Raw genomic sequence first — 16396 nt, 5'->3', positions numbered from 1 at the left:
GCGTCGTGTCGGGAGGTGTCGTTTCGCGTCGCTCGATTCGCCGGTCACTTCCTGGCAAACAGCGTGCGCGCCAGAATGTTCAGGAACAGCACCCCGAGGGTGATGATGAACACCCCCGCCCAGGCAAGCGCCTGCCACTCCGCAAACGGGCTCATGGCAAATTTGAAGATCGTGACCGGCAAGTTGGCCATCGGCTGGTTCAGGTTCATCGACCAGAACTGATTCGACAGCGCGGTGAAGAGCAGCGGCGCGGTCTCGCCCGCAATGCGCGCCACGGCCAGCAGCACCCCCGTCACGATGCCGGCGATCGAGGCCTTCAGCGTGATCTTCACGATGATGCGCCACTTCGGCGTGCCCAGCGCGAAGGCGGCCTCGCGCAGGTTGTTCGGCACCAGCTTGAGCATGTTCTCGGTCGTGCGGATCACGATCGGGATCTGCAGCAGCGCCAGCGCCACGATGCCGGCCCACGCCGAGAAGTGCCCCATCTTGGCCACGACCAGCGCATACACGAACAGGCCGATCACGATCGACGGCGCAGAGAGCAGAATGTCATTGATGAAGCGGGTGAGGCTCGCGAGCCAGGACTTCTGTCCGTATTCCGCGAGGTACACGCCCGCGAGGATGCCCAGCGGGGTGCCCAACAGCGTGGCCATGCCGACCATCACGAGGCTGCCCGCGATGGCGTTGGCCAGCCCCCCGCCCGCGGTGTTCGGCGGCGGCGTCATCTCGGTGAACAGCGACAGCGACAGACCGCCGATGCCCAGTGAGAGCGTGGTATAGAGAATCCACAGCAGCCAGAGCAGGCCGAAGGCCATCGCCGCGAGCGACATGGCGATCGCGAAAATGTTCTTGCGGCGGCGGTAGGCCTGGAGCCGCACGCGGGTAAAGGCGTCGGTGGGCTTCACGTCGGGCGTTTCCAGTTCGAGCGCTTGTTGGGTCATTATTTACCTTCGCTTTTCTCGAGGCGCAGCAGCATGAGCTTGGACAACGCCAGCACCACAAAGGTGATGAAGAAGAGAATCAGGCCAAGTTCCATGAGCGCCGAGGTGTGCAGACCCGGCCCGGCTTCGGCGAATTCGTTGGCCAGCGCCGAGGTAATGCTGTTGCCCGGCGAATACAGCGACACGTTGTCGAGCAGGTTCGTGTTGCCGATCACGAAGGTGACGGCCATGGTCTCGCCGAGCGCCCGGCCCAGGCCGAGCATGATGCCGCCGATGACGCCGGTTTTCGTGAAGGGCAGCACCACTCGCCACATCACTTCCCAGGTCGTGCAGCCGATGCCGTACGCCGATTCCTTGAGCAGCACGGGCGTGACTTCGAACACGTCGCGCATGACCGAGGCGATGTAAGGAATGATCATGATGGCGAGGATGACGCCGGCCGGCAGGATGCCGATGCCCAGCGGCGGCCCCTGGAACAGCGCGCCGATGACCGGCACGTTGCCGAGCAGCGTCTGCAGCGGCTTCTGAAAATACTGGCTGAAGATCGGGGCGAAGATCAGCAGGCCCCACATACCGTAGACGATGCTCGGGATGGCCGCGAGCAGCTCGATGGCGGTGCCCAGCGGGCGGCGCAGCCATACGGGCGAGAGTTCCGTCAGGAAGAGCGCAATACCGAAGCTCACCGGCACCGCGATGATGAGCGCGATCACCGACGTGACGATCGTGCCGTAGATGGGGACGAGCGCGCCGAATTGCTCTGCGGGAGGATCCCAGTCCTTCGTCCACAGAAAGGCGAAGCCGAACTTCTCGATCGACGGCATTGCGCTCACGATCAGCGACACGATGATGCCACCGAGCAGGAGCAGCGTGATGAACGCGGCCGCGCGTGCCAGCAGCGCGAAGAGAAAGTCGCCAACGGAAGACGGGGCGCGCTGCGCGCCCGGCGTTGCGAGGGGGCTGGTGGCTTCTGCCATGATGTCGTCTCAGCGTGAGCGCGCCGCCGGCCGGTGCCGGATCAGAGTCCGGGCTTCGGAACAGGCGGCGCGGATATTGCCGGTTTTGTGGTCACGGGCAACGCAGCCTTGCATTGCCCGATGCCTGCAAGGCGCGTTAGATACCGGCCTTGGCGGCCGATTCGGCAACCTTTGCCTTCCAGCCGGCACGGATCTGCTTGAGCACGGCTTCCGGCAGCGGGATGTAGTCCAGCTCCTTCGCCGTGTTCACGCCGTTCTTGAACGACCAGTCGAAGAACTTGAGTACGTCGGCGCTTTGCGCTTCCTTGCCCGCGTCAGCCTTCTGGTGCACCAGAACGAACGTCGCCGCCACGATCGGCCACGAATCGGCACCCTTCTCGTTGGTCAGGATCTGGTAGAACGTCTTCGACCACTCTGCCTTGCCGGCCGCGGCCGCGAACGTCTTGGCATCCGGCTCGACCGTCTTGCCGTCGGCATTCACGAGGGCCGTGTGCGTGAGCTTGTTCTGCTTGGCGTAGGCCGATTCGACATAGCCGATGGCGCCCGGCAGGCGCTGCACGAAGGCGGCAACGCCGTCGTTACCCTTGCCACCCGTACCGGTAGGCCAGTTGACCGTGGTGCCTTCGCCGACCTTGCTCTTCCACTCGGCGTTGACCTTCGACAGGTAGTTCGTGAACACGAAGCTCGTGCCCGAACCGTCGGCGCGGCGAACCACGGCGATGTCGGTATCCGGCAGCTTGACCTTCGGGTTCAGCTTGGCGATGGCCGGATCGTTCCACTTCTTGATCTTGCCCAGGTAGATGTCGCCCAGCACTTCGCCCGACAGGACCAGCTCGCCAGCCTTCACACCCGGCACGTTGATGACCGGCACGATGCCGCCGACCACGGTCGGGAACTGGAACAGGCCCTGCTTGGCGAGTTCTTCATCGGTCAGCGGGGCGTCCGAGCCAGCGAAATCGACGGTCTTGGCCTGGATCTGCTTGATGCCGCCCGAGGAACCGATACCCTGGTAGTTCACCTTGTTCTGGGTCGCCTTCTGGTAGGCGTCGGCCCACTTCGTGTAGATCGGAGCGGCGAACGTGCTGCCGGCACCCGTAATCTCGCCCGCAATCGCGCCCGCGGCAAACAGAACGCCAGCCAGGCCGGCAATCGCAGTCTTCATCAGCTTCATGGATCTCTCCGAGTTGGTGTGGTACAGCGTGTGGATGGCTCGAAGCATAGATTCCGAATGTGACAGTAATGTGTCACATTCGAAAGCCCACCATCAAAGTGTCACGAAGCCGTCTTCCCATCGACACATTGCATGCAGCTTCCACACCGCTCTGGCGGTGCACAAGATCGTTGACTGGCGCGGGTTTCGGTCGATTTCGGCGACCATCCGGCACGCCTGCCGCGCACTTTTAGGCGCCGGGACCCCGCCATGACCGTGACGAATCGATGTCGGAAATTCGCCGACAACCGTCACGAAGACTGTCACAAACGGACGGCGCGATGCCCCGTGATTCCTATGATTGGATGGTGTGGTGGCGCGCGAAAGGCGTCTCCGGCGCCCCGGAAACGACAAAAGCCGCCACGAACCGTGACGGCTTTTGCGCCGGGATTGACCGGCGGGAACGATCGGGGCGAATGACATCGCGCGAGGCACCGGCAGACCGACCGCGAAAGATCGGCGACCGCCGCCGGGTGTCGGCCTGAGGGCCGGCCGGGCGACGCGTTATGACGTCATGGCGCTGTTCCGACAGGGCATTAAGCGGCCGCCTTCACGACGTTCGCCAGATGCTGGGCCAACGACGTGGCCTGCGACTCGTCGCGCGCCTCGACCATCACGCGCAGCACCGGTTCGGTGCCGGATGCGCGAATCAGCACACGGCCCGCGTCGCCGAGCTTTGCCTCGACGGCGTCGCGTTCGGCGGCAAGACGCGCGTCGGCCTGCCAGTCGTAACCGGGTATCGTGCGAACGTTGATCATGTGTTGCGGGAACAGGCGCACACCGTCGAGCAGCCGGGCCAGCGGCTTGTTGTCCGCGCGACGGATCGCCGCGAGCACCTGCAGCGCCGAGACGATGCCGTCGCCCGTGGTGTGCTTGTCCAGACACAGGATGTGCCCCGAGCCTTCCGCACCGAGCTGCCAGCCATGCTTGTGCAGTTGCTCGAGCACGTAGCGATCGCCGACCTTGGCGCGCACGAACGGCACCCCCAGGCCCTTGAGCGCTACTTCGACGGCCATGTTGGTCATCAGTGTGCCCACGGCACCGGGCACGCCGCCGTTGTCCAGACGATCCTTGACGAGCAGATACAACAGCTCGTCGCCGTTGTACAAACGTCCTGCACCGTCGACGATCTGCAGGCGGTCAGCGTCGCCGTCGAGCGCCACGCCAATATCGGCATGGTTCGCCCGCACCGCGCGCATGAGTGCATCCGGGGCGGTCGCGCCGCAGTCTTCGTTGATGTTGAAACCGTTCGGCTGGTTGCCGATCGCGATGACTTCCGCGCCCAATTCGTGAAAAACGTGCGGCGCGATGTGATACGCCGCACCGTTGGCGCAGTCGACCACGATTTTCATGCCGCGCAGGTCGAAATCGTTCGGAAAGGTGCTCTTGCAGAACTCGATGTAGCGGCCGGCGGCGTCGTCCAGGCGACGCGCCTTGCCGAGCTGCTCGGAGCGCACGCAGGACATCGGATTGTCGAGCTCCGCCTCGATCGACAGTTCGGTCTGGTCCGGCAGTTTGTTGCCGTCGGCCGAAAAGAACTTGATACCGTTGTCGTGATACGGATTGTGCGAGGCGCTGATGACGACGCCCGCCGCCAGACGCAGTGCGCGGGTGAGGTAGGCGACCGCGGGCGTGGGCATGGGGCCCGCCATCATGGTATCGACGCCGGCGGCCGCGAACCCGGCTTCCAGCGCGGCCTCGAGCATGTAACCCGAGACCCGGGTGTCCTTGCCGATCAACACCGTCGGCCGGCCCATCGTCTGATTGCCGGCCAGCACGCGCCCGGCCGCATAGCCGAGCCGCAGCACGAACTCCGGCGTGATCGGGCTTTCGCCCACGGTGCCGCGAACACCGTCCGTACCAAAATAGCGTCGTTTCATCTTGCTTCGTTCCCAGGTGAGGCGTCACGCCCGCGCCCCGTGGTGGGCCGGACGTGCGCGTCTTTCATTCTGTGTCTTGCTCGTCGTTCGAGCGCGAGCGGGGCGGCGACATTTTCGACGACATGCGTCCCCACTCGGTCCCCGGCCGACGTCTGGCCCGGCCTGCCATACGCCTACTCGGCGTCGCGCACCGCCTGCCATACCTTCAGGGCATCGACGGTCTCCGCCACATCGTGCACCCGCACGACAGCAGCGCCCTGCTGGGCAGCGCACAGCGCGGCCGCCACACTCGCCGTGCGGCGCTCCAGCGGCAGGGCGCGTCCGGTGATTTCGCCGAGCATTCTTTTGCGCGACATGCCCACGAGCAATGGCAGGCCGTCGCGCGAGAGCACCCGCAGATGCTTGAGCAAGGCGAGATTATGGGCGAGATTCTTGCCAAAACCGAATCCCGGATCGAGATACAGACGCGTCGGCGCAACACCGGCCGAGAGCATCGCGTCGACCCGGCCATCCAGGAAGGCCGCGACTTCGGTCACCACATCGGTGTAGATGGGCGCATCCTGCATCGTTTTCGGATCGTGCAACATGTGCATGATGCACAGCGCTGCCTCGCTGTCGCGTACCGCCTCGATCGCACCGGGCTGCTGGAAGCCCCAGATGTCGTTGATCATGTCCGCGCCGGCGGCCAGCACGGCGCGCATTACGCCCGGCTTGTAGGTGTCGATCGAAAGCGGCACGCCGCAATCGCGCAATGCCTCGACGATCGGTACGACGCGCTCGAGTTCGGCGTCCTCCGGCAAGGCCTCGGCCCCCGGACGGGTCGACTCACCGCCGATGTCGAGGATATCCGCCCCGTCAGAAATCAGTTGCTCGGCATGGCGCAGCGCCGCGTCGCGCGCCACGAACTTGCCGCCGTCGGAAAACGAATCGGGCGTCACATTCAGGATGCCCATCACGTGGACACGGCTGGCATCGAGCCGGAAACGGGGGCCCAGCGCCAATGTGGCGGGACTGGCCGGGGTGTGGAGGGCATCGGCAGGCGCGACGATATCGTCGGCGGGCATCGAGGCGGAAGGCGCGGATTTCGACTGCTCAGTGGACATTCGACAGCTCGTAGCTCAGAAAAACCTGTGTGGTGGCCCGTTCGGGAGGAGCGGACCCACGCGCCCGCAAGGCGGGCATCGCTTATGGCCGTAATGTTACCGGATTCACCCTGCGCATCGACCGCGGAAACACTCGGAAACACTCGGAAACACTCGATCACGCCCATATGCCGATCGGCCAGGGCGCGCTGCGACCGCCCTCCGATGCCGCCCGGAAAATACAAAAAGGCCGGCGGTCTGCCGGCCTTTTCTGAAACGACGTGCTTTCGTCCGTCGCGGCAACCGATCAGACGGTTGCCGGGGTGTTGCTCGGCTTGAGCGGCGAGTTGCCGCCCGAAGCACCACCGTTCGACGGGCCGCTCTTCGGCGGGCGCGGCGGACGGCCGTCCATGATGTCGTTGATCTGCTCGCCGTCGATGGTTTCCCACTCCATGAGCGCCTGCGTCATCGACTCGACCTTCTCGCGGTTGTCTTCCAGCAGCTTCTTGGCCAGCGCGTACTGCTCGTCGAGAATACGACGCACTTCCGCATCGACCTTTTGCTGCGTGGCTTCCGACACCGACTTGGCTGACATCCGGCCGAACACCGAATCCTGCTCCGTGTCGACGTAGACCATCGGGCCCAGGGCGTCCGACATGCCGTAGCGGGTCACCATGTCGCGCGCCAGCTTGGTCGCGCGCTCGAAGTCGTTCGATGCCCCCGTCGACATCTTGTTGATGAAGACTTCCTCGGCCGCACGACCGCCAAACAGGATCGCGATCTGCGTGAGCATGGTGTCGCGATACTCCGAATACTTGTCGTGTTCCGGCAACTGCATCGTCAGACCCAGCGCCCATCCACGCGGAATGATCGTGACCTTGTGGACCGGATCGGCCCCCGGCAGAAGCATCGCCACCACCGCGTGACCCGACTCGTGGTAGGCCGTGGCACGGCGTTCCTCGTCGCGCATGACCGCCGACTTGCGCTCGGGACCCATGAAAATCTTGTCCTTCGCGTCTTCGAAGTCGAGCATCTCGACGATGCGCTTGTTACGACGCGCCGCAAACAATGCCGCTTCGTTCACGAGGTTGGCCAGATCGGCGCCCGACATGCCCGGCGTACCGCGTGCGATGACCGATGCGTCGACGTCGCTCGCAATCGGCACCTTGCGCAGGTGCACCTTCAGGATCTGCTCGCGACCGCGGATATCCGGCAAACCGACGTAGACCTGACGGTCGAAGCGCCCCGGACGCAGCAGCGCCTTGTCCAGCACGTCCGAACGGTTGGTCGCCGCGATCACGATCACGCCCGAATTCGCTTCGAAGCCGTCCATTTCGACGAGCATCTGGTTCAGCGTCTGCTCGCGTTCGTCATTACCGCCGCCCATGCCGGCGCCACGATGGCGACCGACCGCGTCGATTTCGTCGATGAACACGATACACGGCGACTGCTTCTTGGCGTTTTCGAACATGTCGCGCACACGGGCCGCGCCCACGCCGACGAACATTTCCACGAAGTCCGAACCCGAAATGCTGAAGAACGGCACCTTGGCTTCGCCCGCGATGGCGCGTGCCAGCAGCGTCTTACCAGTTCCCGGCGGCCCGACGAGCAGCACGCCGCGTGGAATACGCCCGCCCAGCTTCTGGAATTTCTGCGGATCCTTCAGGAAGTCGACCAGCTCGCCGACCTCGTACTTGGCTTCGTCGCAGCCCGCGACGTCGGCAAAGGTGACCGGATTGGCATTCTCGTCGATGAGGCGCGCACGGGATTTACCGAAGGAAAAGGCGCCGCCCTTACCCCCGCCCTGCATCTGCCGCATCATGTAGAACCAGAAGCCGATGATCAGCAGCGTTGGTCCGAGGTAGTAAAGCGCGGACATGAGCACGTTCGGTTCGTCGTCGGCCTTGCCCGAGACCTGAACACCGTACTTCATGAGATCGCCCACCATCCAGATGTCGCCGGGCGACACGATGGTGTACTTCTGACCGTCGCTGGGCGTGACCTGAAGGCTGCGGCCCTGCACCACCACGTTCTTGATCTTGCCGTTCTTGGCATCGTCCATGAACTGGGAGTACGTCACGCCCTCCTGGACGTGCGGCTTGTCGAACTGTTTAAAAACAGTAAACAAGACCAGCGCGATGACTAACCACACCGCCGCTTTGGAAAACATATTATTGTTCAAAGCGTTGCTCCTTCATGAAATCGCTTCGCGCCAGGAATTCATTCTAATCCACTCGCAGGCACACCGCCATAGTGATTCTCTACCGCCACCATAGCGCCAGTGCGCCGGTTTGACGGGCATCAAGCCGGTTTTTTCAAACCCCGTCCGAGGATGAACGTTTCGGAAGATTTGTCTCGAGACGCCTTCGGCTTGCGCGGCGCCACGGTTTTGAACTGTTGTTTGAATTTCTCGACGATCTGGCTATAGCCGCTGCCGTGAAAACATTTGACCAGCAGCGCGCCCTCCGGTTTCAGGTGTCGTTGAGCGAAATCGAGCGCCAGATCGCATAAATGCTCGATTCGCGCGGCGTCGGCCGACGCCACTCCCGACAAGTTGGGGGCCATATCCGAAACTACAAGGTCGACTTTGCGCCCGGCAACGATTTCCTCGAGTTGCTCGAGGACACTGTCCTCCCGGAAGTCGCCCTGCAGGAAATGGACGTCGGCGATCGGCTCCATCGGCAAGATATCGAGCGCGATGATCGTGCCGTCGATACCGCCGTCGACCCGATTGCCCTTGGCGAGCTTGTTGCGCGCGTATTGACTCCAACTGCCGGGTGTCGACCCCAGGTCGACAATCACCTGCCCCGGCTTGATGAGCCGGTCCTGTTCGTCGATTTCCTTGAGTTTATAGGCTGCGCGGGCGCGATAGCCCTCGCGCTGCGCCATTTTGACGTAGGGATCGTTGATGTGATCGTGCAGCCACGCGTGACTGAAACGGTTTTTTGCCATGATTCTTCGAAAACGCTGCAATTTGCAGGATAATACGCCCTTGCGCGCCCAAAAATGCGTGGAGCGGCCTGCCGTGCGGCAGACGCCTCACCAGCGCTCGCGGGCGCATCCTAACTCGTTTGTCTCGTCTGTTTTCTATGCCCGCTTTGACCCTGACCCCGGCGCAACGCGCCGACTTGCGCTCCGCCGCCCATGCGCTGAATCCCGTCGTTCTGATCGGCGCCGACGGCTTGACGCCGGCGGTGCTCAAGGAAATCGACGGCGCCCTCAAGGCCCACGAACTGATCAAGGTGCGCGTGTTCGGCGACGAACGCGACACGCGCGTGGCGATTTACGACACCATTTGCGACCAACTCGGTGCCGCGCCGGTGCAACACATCGGCAAACTGCTGGTCCTGTACCGTCCCACGACCGACGAAACCGCCGAAGCCCCGGTTCGCGCCAAATCCGGCGGAACCGGAGCCACGGTCAAGGGCCGCGCCCCCCGCACTGTGACAGTCGTCAAGCACAGCACCAACGCCGGGCGACGCCCGACGGTCAAGAAAGTGACCGTTCGCGGCAACGAACGCATGACTGCCGGCGGCATCGTCAAGAAGGCCAAGAAGCGCCAGACCAGCGTCAAGCGTCAGCGCAACGACTGATCGCCGCTTCCGCTTTGTGGCGTTTGCCTAAAAGAACGCGCCCGGACAATGTCGGGCGCGTTTTTTCGTGGGCGACGGTGTTCGACGCGCCTTGACGGAGCCGCCGAGCGTTCCATCCGGCCCGGCCACCCACGCCTGCGACAATCAGCCGCGTACTGGCTGACGCCAGATCAGCACGATCCCCAACAGACTTTGCAGCAGGTAAATTCCGCTCGAAATGCCGTGAAGCATGCCGAATCGGGCGGCAAAAACCGACTGACCGATTTCCACGCCCGCGGCTTCCGCCTGCGCACGCAAATCCGCCATGAACGGCTGCAGGCCAAACGAAGCGATCAGCACGCAGACCATCATCGCCACCGCCAACCAGCGAAGCGTTCGATAGCTGCGCGCGGCCGTGGCATCGGGCGTACGGGCGATGAGCGCCGTAGCCAGCCAGACCAGTAGCGCCCCGCAAACCAGGCTCAACCAGGCCTGCGTGTGGAATAGCCGGCCTGCGACCGTTCCGGCCACGGTGCGTGATTCGAGCACCGCAAAAAGCGTGGGCGCGACGACATAACCAATCGCCCACTGACTCCCGCACCAGAGCGTTGCCACCAGCCGGAACAACCGTTCCAGCCTGGGCGAGCCGCCGGCAGACGTCACATCAGACGTAGCGGACATCGATGATCTCGTACTCACGCACGCCGCTCGGGGCCTGCACTTCGGCCACATCGCCTGCGTACTTGCCGATGAGCGCACGTGCGATCGGCGAACTCACCGAGATCTTGCCGTGCTCCAGGTCGGCTTCATCGTCGCCGACGATCTGATACAGGACCGTGCCGCCGTTGTCGAGGTCTTCGAGTTCGACGGTGGCGGCGAACACCACGCGGCCTTCGGCGTCGAGCGCCGCGGGGTCGATGATTTGGGCCGCCGAGAGCTTCGACTCGAGTTCGGCGATGCGCCCTTCGATGAAGCCCTGCTTTTCCTTGGCGGCGTCGTATTCCGCATTTTCCGACAGATCACCCTGCGCACGGGCTTCGGCAATCGCAGTGATCACGTTCGGACGTTCGACGGTCTTCAGGCGGTGCAGCTCATTCTTGAGCAGCTCGGCGCCCCGTTTGGTCAGAGGAATGGTACTCATGCGCGTTATTCCAAAAGACAAAAAAATTGCCGCAGCAAAGCCGCATTCGCACTTTTCGCGAACGCCGCTCGACCGCGGCTGTGACACCTGTATGGCATTAGTGTAGCAGAGTTGCCGACGGCGCGACCCCGAGGGTTCGCCGGACGACATCGCGCCATCCATGAAGCGTTTGGCGCGCCCGGCGGAGATCGGTTCCCCATCGGGCGCGCCAAATTTTTGCGTCATCGCCCGGCGCCCCGCAGGGCGGCCGGGCGATGGCCCGCTCAGCCGGGCAAACCTGACTTCCTCAGTTCGGCAGCGAGGCGTGAAGCCCCTGGAGATCGTAGACCTCGAGGTTCTGCAGGTATTTCAGGCCTTCCACCGCGGCGCGGGCGCCCGAGATGGTCGTGTAGTACGTGACCTTGTGTGCCTGCGCCGACATGCGGATCGAGCGCGAGTCGGCGATGGCCGTGCGCGTTTCATCCACCGTGGTGAATACCAGCGCGATTTCGCCGTTCTTGATCATGTCGACGATGTGCGGACGGCCATCCTTCACCTTGTTGACCACGCGCACCGGGATGCCGGCGGCTTCGATCGCCGCCGCGGTCCCGCGCGTTGCCACGATCGGGTAACCCAGCGCGTGCAGCATGCGGGCGACCTCGACGGCACGCGGCTTGTCGGCGTCCTTGACGGTGAGCAGCACCGTGCCCGAGGCCGGCAGGCGCGAGCCGGCCGCCAGTTGCGACTTGAAGAGCGCTTCGCCGAACGTGCGGCCCACGCCCATCACTTCGCCGGTCGAGCGCATTTCCGGTCCGAGCACCGGGTCGACCCCCGGGAACTTCACGAACGGGAACACCGCTTCCTTCACGCTGAAATATGGCGGCACGACCTCGGTCGTCACGTTCTGCGACGTGAGCGACTGGCCGACCATGGCGCGCGCGGCGATCTTGGCCAGCTGACGGCCGGTGGCCTTCGAGACGTACGGCACCGTACGCGAGGCGCGCGGGTTCACTTCGAGCACATAGATCGTGTCCACGCCATTGCCCTGCTGAATCGCGAACTGCACGTTCATCAGGCCGATCACGTTGAGCGCCCTGGCCATCGCGGCCGTCTGGCGCTTGAGTTCGGCGACCGTTTCGGCCGACAGCGAGTACGGCGGCAGCGAGCAGGCCGAGTCGCCCGAGTGCACGCCGGCCTGTTCGATGTGCTCCATCACGCCGCCGATATACACGTCGGTACCGTCCGAGATGCAGTCGACGTCGCATTCGATGGCGTCGTCCAGGAAGCGGTCGAGCAGCACGGGGCTATCGTTGCTCACCTTGACGGCTTCGCGCATGTAGCGCTCGAGGTCACGCGGCTCGTGAACGATTTCCATCGCGCGGCCACCCAGCACGTACGAAGGACGCACGACCAGGGGATAGCCGATTTCCGAGGCCAGCTTCAGGGCTTCGTCCTCGGCGCGCGCCGTGCGGTTGGGCGGCTGACGCAGACCGAGGTCGTTGAGCAGCTTCTGGAAACGCTCGCGGTCTTCCGCGGCATCGATCATGTCCGGGCTGGTGCCGACGATGGGCACGCCGTTCGCCTCGAGATCGAGGGCGAGCTTCAGCGGCGTCTGACCGCCGTACTGCACGATCACGCCGGCCGGCTTCTCGAGGTCGACGATTTCCAGCACGTCCTCGAGCGTCACCGGTTCGAAGTACAGACGATCGGACGTGTCGTAGTCCGTCGACACCGTTTCCGGGTTGCAGTTGACCATGATGGTCTCGTACCCGTCCTCGCGCAGCGCGAGCGCCGCGTGCACGCAGCAGTAATCGAACTCGATGCCCTGACCGATCCGGTTCGGGCCGCCGCCAAGCACCATGATCTTCTTCTTGTTGGTCGGCTGGGCTTCGCACTCTTCCTCATAGGTCGAGTACATGTAAGCGGTATTGGTCGAGAATTCGGCCGCGCACGTGTCCACGCGCTTGTAGACCGGGCGCACCTTCTGCGCGATGCGCGCGCGGCGCACGGCGGTCTGGTCGGTATCCAGCAGCTTGGCCAGGCGGCGATCGGAGAAACCGCTTTGCTTCAGGAAGCGCAGTTCTTCGGTCGACAGGCTCTCCAGCGTGCGGCCGGCGAGCGCCTTTTCCTTCTTGACGATGTCTTCGAGCTGGGCGAGGAACCACGGGTCGATGGCCGTCTCGGCGTAGACCTCCTCGAGGCTCATGCCGATGCGGAACGCGTCGCCGACGTACCAGATGCGGTCCGGGCCCGGTTCACCGATTTCGGCCACGATCTCGTCGCGATCGGTCGACTTCTCGTCCAGACCGTCCACGCCGACTTCCAGACCGCGCATGGCCTTCTGGAACGATTCCTGGAACGTGCGGCCCATGGCCATCACTTCCCCGACCGACTTCATCTGCGTGGTGAGGCGGGCGTCGGCTTCGCGGAACTTCTCGAAGGCGAAACGGGGCACCTTGGTCACGACATAGTCGATGGTCGGCTCGAACGAAGCCGGCGTGGCGCCGCCGGTGATTTCGTTGCGCAGTTCGTCGAGCGTATAGCCCACGGCGAGCTTGGCGGCGACCTTCGCGATCGGGAACCCGGTGGCCTTCGAGGCCAGCGCCGACGAGCGCGACACACGGGGGTTCATCTCGATGACGACCATGCGGCCGTCCTTCGGGTTGATCGAGAACTGGACATTCGAGCCGCCCGTCTCCACGCCGATCTCGCGCAATACGGCGAGCGACGCGTTGCGCAGCAACTGGTATTCCTTGTCGGTGAGCGTTTGCGCGGGGGCGACGGTAATCGAGTCGCCGGTGTGCACGCCCATCGGGTCGAGGTTTTCGATCGAGCAGACGATGATGCAGTTATCGGCGCGATCGCGCACGACTTCCATCTCGAACTCCTTCCAGCCGAGGAGCGACTCCTCGATGAGGAGTTCGCGCGTGGGCGAGAGGTCGAGACCGCGCTTGCAGATCTCTTCGAATTCCTCGCGGTTGTAGGCAATGCCGCCGCCCGAGCCGCCGAGCGTGAACGACGGACGGATCACCATCGGGTAGCCGCTGCCGCCGGTCTCGGCCGTGATCTGCGCCTGCACGGCCAGGGCGTCTTCCATCGAGTGGGCGATGCCCGACTTGGCCGAACCGAGACCGATCTTGGTCATCGCGTCCTTGAACTTCTGGCGGTCTTCGGCCTTGTCGATGGCTTCGGGCGACGCGCCAATGAGTTCCACCTTGTACTTGTCGAGCACGCCGTGGCGGTGCAGGTCGAGCGCGCAGTTCAGCGCGGTCTGGCCGCCCATCGTCGGCAGGATCGCGTCCGGGCGCTCCTTGGCGATGATGCGCTCGACGACTTCCCACGTGATCGGTTCGATGTAGGTCACATCGGCCGTATCCGGGTCGGTCATGATCGTGGCCGGGTTGCTGTTGATCAGAATGACCTTGTAGCCTTCCTCGCGCAGGGCCTTGCAGGCCTGTGCGCCGGAATAATCGAACTCGCATGCCTGACCGATGATGATCGGGCCGGCGCCGATGATGAGGATGCTCTTGATGTCTGTGCGCTTTGGCATAACGTTCTCAACAAAAATTTAACTCAGCGTCGCGGTCGCCAGCTTCACACCGAAGCCAACGAACAGCGCGCCCACGCCGCCGGTTGCCCCGGCGCTCAACCGGCGACGTTGCCGGAAGTGCTCGGCCAGGCGGTAACCGGCCAGGATCAGCGTGCTCAGGTACAGGAAACTGCAGGTCTGCACGATCGCGCCCAGCACCGCGAACGACACGGCGGGGTGGGCGTAGCCCGGATCGACGAACTGGATGAAGAACGACACGCAGAACAGGATCGCCTTGGGATTCAGCAGGCTGATGAACAGCGCGCGCTTGAACGGGTGATCCGCGTCGACGTGCTTCGGCGCGGCGACCGACGCCGCGGCGCTGGCCCGTGCGGCCCGCGCATTCGCGAGCGCGCCGCGCAGCATGTTCAGGCCCATCCAGCAAAGATAGGCGGCGCCGAGGTACTTCACCACGAAGAAGAGTGCCGGTTGGGCGTGCAGCAGCGAGGCCACGCCCGCGGCCGACAGCGTCATGAGGATCGTGTCGCCCAGGAACACGCCGCACGCCCCCGCATAGCCCTGGCGCACGCCGCGCTGCGCGGCCACCGACAGCACATACAGCGAGTTCGGTCCCGGCAGCAGAATGATCACCACCACCCCGGCCAGATAGGTCCAGAGGTTGACGATGCCGATCGAGGTTCCGAGCATGTGACGTGATTCCTTGTCCGTTGTTCGTCGTCGCCGTGCCTTACGCCGGCTGCTTGGCGTCGGCCATCGACTGCACGAAGCGGTCGAACAGGTAGCCGATGTCGTGCGGGCCGGGCGACGCTTCCGGGTGGCCCTGGAAACAGAAGGCCGGGCGGTCCGTCAGCTCGAAGCCTTGCAGCGTGCCGTCGAACAGCGACACGTGCGACACGCGGGCGTTGGCGGGCAGGCTGTTCGCATCGACGGCGAAACCGTGGTTTTGAGACGTGATGACCACGCGGCCGGTTGCCAGATCCTTCACCGGATGGTTGGCGCCGTGGTGGCCGGTCTTCATCTTCAGCGTCCTGGCGCCGACCGCCAGGCCCATGATCTGGTGACCGAGGCAGATGCCGAACGTCGGGATGCGTCGCTCGAGGAAGGTCTTGGTGGCGGCAATGGCGTAATCGCACGGCTCGGGGTCGCCGGGGCCGTTCGAGAGGAATACACCGTCCGGGTTGAGGGCGAACACCTCGTCAGCCGAGCTTTGGGCGGGCAGCACGGTCACCTTGCAGCCGCGTTGGGCAAGCATGCGCAGGATATTGCGCTTGACGCCGTAGTCGAGCGCGACCACGTGGAATTTCGGTTGCGTCTGTTCGCCGTAGCCTTCCTCGAGCGTCCATTCCGTTTGCGTCCACGAATACTTTTCCGTGGTCGAGACGACCTTCGCGAGGTCCATGCCGGCCAGCCCGGGGAACGACTGTGCGAGGGCGATGGCCTTGGCTTCGTCCGCCTCTTCTCCGGCGAGGATGCAACCGTTCTGGGCGCCCTTGTCGCGCAGGATACGGGTCAGGCGGCGCGTATCGATGCCGGCGATGGCCACGACGCCTTCGTCCTTCAGATATTGCGAGAGCGTCTTGTTGGCGCGGAAATTCGAGTCGAGGATCGGGAGATCCTTGATGATCAGGCCGGCGGCATGGACTTTCGTGGCTTCGACGTCTTCACCGTTGACGCCCGTGTTGCCGATGTGCGGATACGTCAGCGTGACGATCTGGCGCGCATAGCTGGGGTCGGTGAGGATTTCCTGGTAGCCGGTAATGGCCGTATTGAAGACCACTTCACCGATGGTGTGACCGGCAGCGCCGATGGCGTACCCACGAAAGACCGTGCCGTCAGCGAGCGCGAGAATGGCGGGTGGGAATGACGGCAGCACGGGAAACTCCTGAAGGGTTCACCCCGGCTGCCAGCCCCATCGTCCGCTCGCGATGACATCAGCGCGGGCACCGGAATTGCGCGAAATATGCGCACAGCGGATGCTCGGACTGCGGACGAGATGTCAGGCGGGTAGGCGCTAGGGTGAGGGTTAAATGACTAAAACCTTCAAAGTATAGCGCAAAACCGATGCAT

General features: G+C 64.0%; 13 protein-coding genes. 1 reads left to right on the top strand and 12 read right to left on the bottom strand.

The genetic code is table 11. The features are described from left to right. Positions 1-44: 44 nt before the first annotated feature. The 7 genes from pstA to LV28_RS32180 all read right to left on the bottom strand — a co-directional run bounded on the left by pstA (position 45) and on the right by LV28_RS32180 (position 9039). Positions 45-941: a phosphate ABC transporter permease PstA gene (gene pstA, locus LV28_RS32210; protein WP_038618135.1), complete on the bottom strand. Its 897-nt coding sequence runs from the start codon at positions 939-941 to the stop codon at positions 45-47. Then, a complete protein-coding gene (pstC, locus tag LV28_RS32205) occupies positions 941-1915 on the bottom strand; it encodes a phosphate ABC transporter permease PstC (protein WP_038618137.1) in 975 nt (324 codons plus the stop codon). The genes pstA and pstC overlap by 1 nt, the downstream gene beginning before the upstream one ends. A gap of 136 nt (positions 1916-2051) precedes the next feature. Continuing rightward, on the bottom strand, positions 2052-3086 hold the full coding sequence (pstS, locus tag LV28_RS32200) for a phosphate ABC transporter substrate-binding protein PstS (RefSeq protein WP_023595189.1): 1035 nt from the start codon (positions 3084-3086) through the stop codon (positions 2052-2054). Between the two features lie 575 nt (positions 3087-3661). After that, positions 3662-5005, bottom strand: coding sequence for a phosphoglucosamine mutase (glmM, locus tag LV28_RS32195; protein ID WP_023595188.1), 1344 nt, complete (start codon positions 5003-5005; stop codon positions 3662-3664). Positions 5006-5178: 173 nt separating this feature from the next. Then, a complete protein-coding gene (gene folP, locus LV28_RS32190; protein ID WP_024788457.1) occupies positions 5179-6069 on the bottom strand; it encodes a dihydropteroate synthase in 891 nt (296 codons plus the stop codon). Between the two features lie 325 nt (positions 6070-6394). Beyond that, positions 6395-8269, bottom strand: coding sequence for an ATP-dependent zinc metalloprotease FtsH (ftsH, locus tag LV28_RS32185; protein ID WP_038618142.1), 1875 nt, complete (start codon positions 8267-8269; stop codon positions 6395-6397). 119 nt (positions 8270-8388) lie between these two features. Next, the gene (locus tag LV28_RS32180; RefSeq protein WP_023595185.1) at positions 8389-9039 is read right to left on the bottom strand and encodes an RlmE family RNA methyltransferase; all 651 of its coding nucleotides are present in this window, start codon (positions 9037-9039) and stop codon (positions 8389-8391) included. Between the two features lie 137 nt (positions 9040-9176). Here LV28_RS32180 and yhbY point away from each other — a divergent pair, with 137 nt between their 5' ends. Continuing rightward, positions 9177-9680, top strand: a complete 504-nt coding sequence (gene yhbY, locus LV28_RS32175) for a ribosome assembly RNA-binding protein YhbY (protein ID WP_038618145.1) — start codon at positions 9177-9179, stop codon at positions 9678-9680. 144 nt (positions 9681-9824) lie between these two features. Here the strand turns inward: yhbY and LV28_RS32170 are convergent, their stop codons facing one another. The 5 genes from LV28_RS32170 to carA form a co-directional block, all read right to left on the bottom strand. Continuing rightward, positions 9825-10340 (bottom strand): DUF4149 domain-containing protein, encoded by a 516-nt coding sequence (locus LV28_RS32170; protein WP_048806396.1) that lies wholly within the window; start codon positions 10338-10340, stop codon positions 9825-9827. Next, positions 10324-10800 (bottom strand): transcription elongation factor GreA, encoded by a 477-nt coding sequence (gene greA / locus LV28_RS32165; protein ID WP_023595182.1) that lies wholly within the window; start codon positions 10798-10800, stop codon positions 10324-10326. Before greA ends, LV28_RS32170 begins: the two co-directional genes overlap by 17 nt. 286 nt (positions 10801-11086) lie before the next feature. Continuing rightward, positions 11087-14329, bottom strand: a complete 3243-nt coding sequence (gene carB, locus LV28_RS32160) for a carbamoyl-phosphate synthase large subunit (RefSeq protein WP_038618148.1) — start codon at positions 14327-14329, stop codon at positions 11087-11089. 18 nt (positions 14330-14347) lie between these two features. Then, positions 14348-15016, bottom strand: a complete 669-nt coding sequence (gene leuE / locus LV28_RS32155; protein WP_023871791.1) for a leucine efflux protein LeuE — start codon at positions 15014-15016, stop codon at positions 14348-14350. A gap of 40 nt (positions 15017-15056) precedes the next feature. After that, positions 15057-16202, bottom strand: coding sequence for a glutamine-hydrolyzing carbamoyl-phosphate synthase small subunit (gene carA, locus LV28_RS32150; RefSeq protein ID WP_023595179.1), 1146 nt, complete (start codon positions 16200-16202; stop codon positions 15057-15059). Positions 16203-16396: the final 194 nt, after the last annotated feature.

The sequence above is a fragment of the Pandoraea pnomenusa genome (assembly GCF_000767615.3).
Taxonomy (GTDB): domain Bacteria; phylum Pseudomonadota; class Gammaproteobacteria; order Burkholderiales; family Burkholderiaceae; genus Pandoraea; species Pandoraea pnomenusa.
Note: the sequence above shows the minus strand (reverse complement) of the source record. Positions and strands in the feature narration are given on the sequence as shown.

Excerpts from the sequence above, each read along its gene's own strand:
- LV28_RS32180 (WP_023595185.1), bottom strand. The coding sequence starts at position 9,039 with ATGGCAAAAAACCGTTTCAGTCACGCGTGGCTGCACGATCACATCAAC.
- leuE (WP_023871791.1), bottom strand. The coding sequence starts at position 15,016 with ATGCTCGGAACCTCGATCGGCATCGTCAACCTCTGGACCTATCTGGCC.
- greA (WP_023595182.1), bottom strand. The coding sequence starts at position 10,800 with ATGAGTACCATTCCTCTGACCAAACGGGGCGCCGAGCTGCTCAAGAAT.
- yhbY (WP_038618145.1), top strand. The coding sequence starts at position 9,177 with ATGCCCGCTTTGACCCTGACCCCGGCGCAACGCGCCGACTTGCGCTCC.
- pstA (WP_038618135.1), bottom strand. The coding sequence starts at position 941 with ATGACCCAACAAGCGCTCGAACTGGAAACGCCCGACGTGAAGCCCACC.
- folP (WP_024788457.1), bottom strand. The coding sequence starts at position 6,069 with ATGCCCGCCGACGATATCGTCGCGCCTGCCGATGCCCTCCACACCCCG.
- pstC (WP_038618137.1), bottom strand. The coding sequence starts at position 1,915 with ATGGCAGAAGCCACCAGCCCCCTCGCAACGCCGGGCGCGCAGCGCGCC.
- glmM (WP_023595188.1), bottom strand. The coding sequence starts at position 5,005 with ATGAAACGACGCTATTTTGGTACGGACGGTGTTCGCGGCACCGTGGGC.
- pstS (WP_023595189.1), bottom strand. The coding sequence starts at position 3,086 with ATGAAGCTGATGAAGACTGCGATTGCCGGCCTGGCTGGCGTTCTGTTT.
- carB (WP_038618148.1), bottom strand. The coding sequence starts at position 14,329 with ATGCCAAAGCGCACAGACATCAAGAGCATCCTCATCATCGGCGCCGGC.
- LV28_RS32170 (WP_048806396.1), bottom strand. The coding sequence starts at position 10,340 with ATGTCCGCTACGTCTGATGTGACGTCTGCCGGCGGCTCGCCCAGGCTG.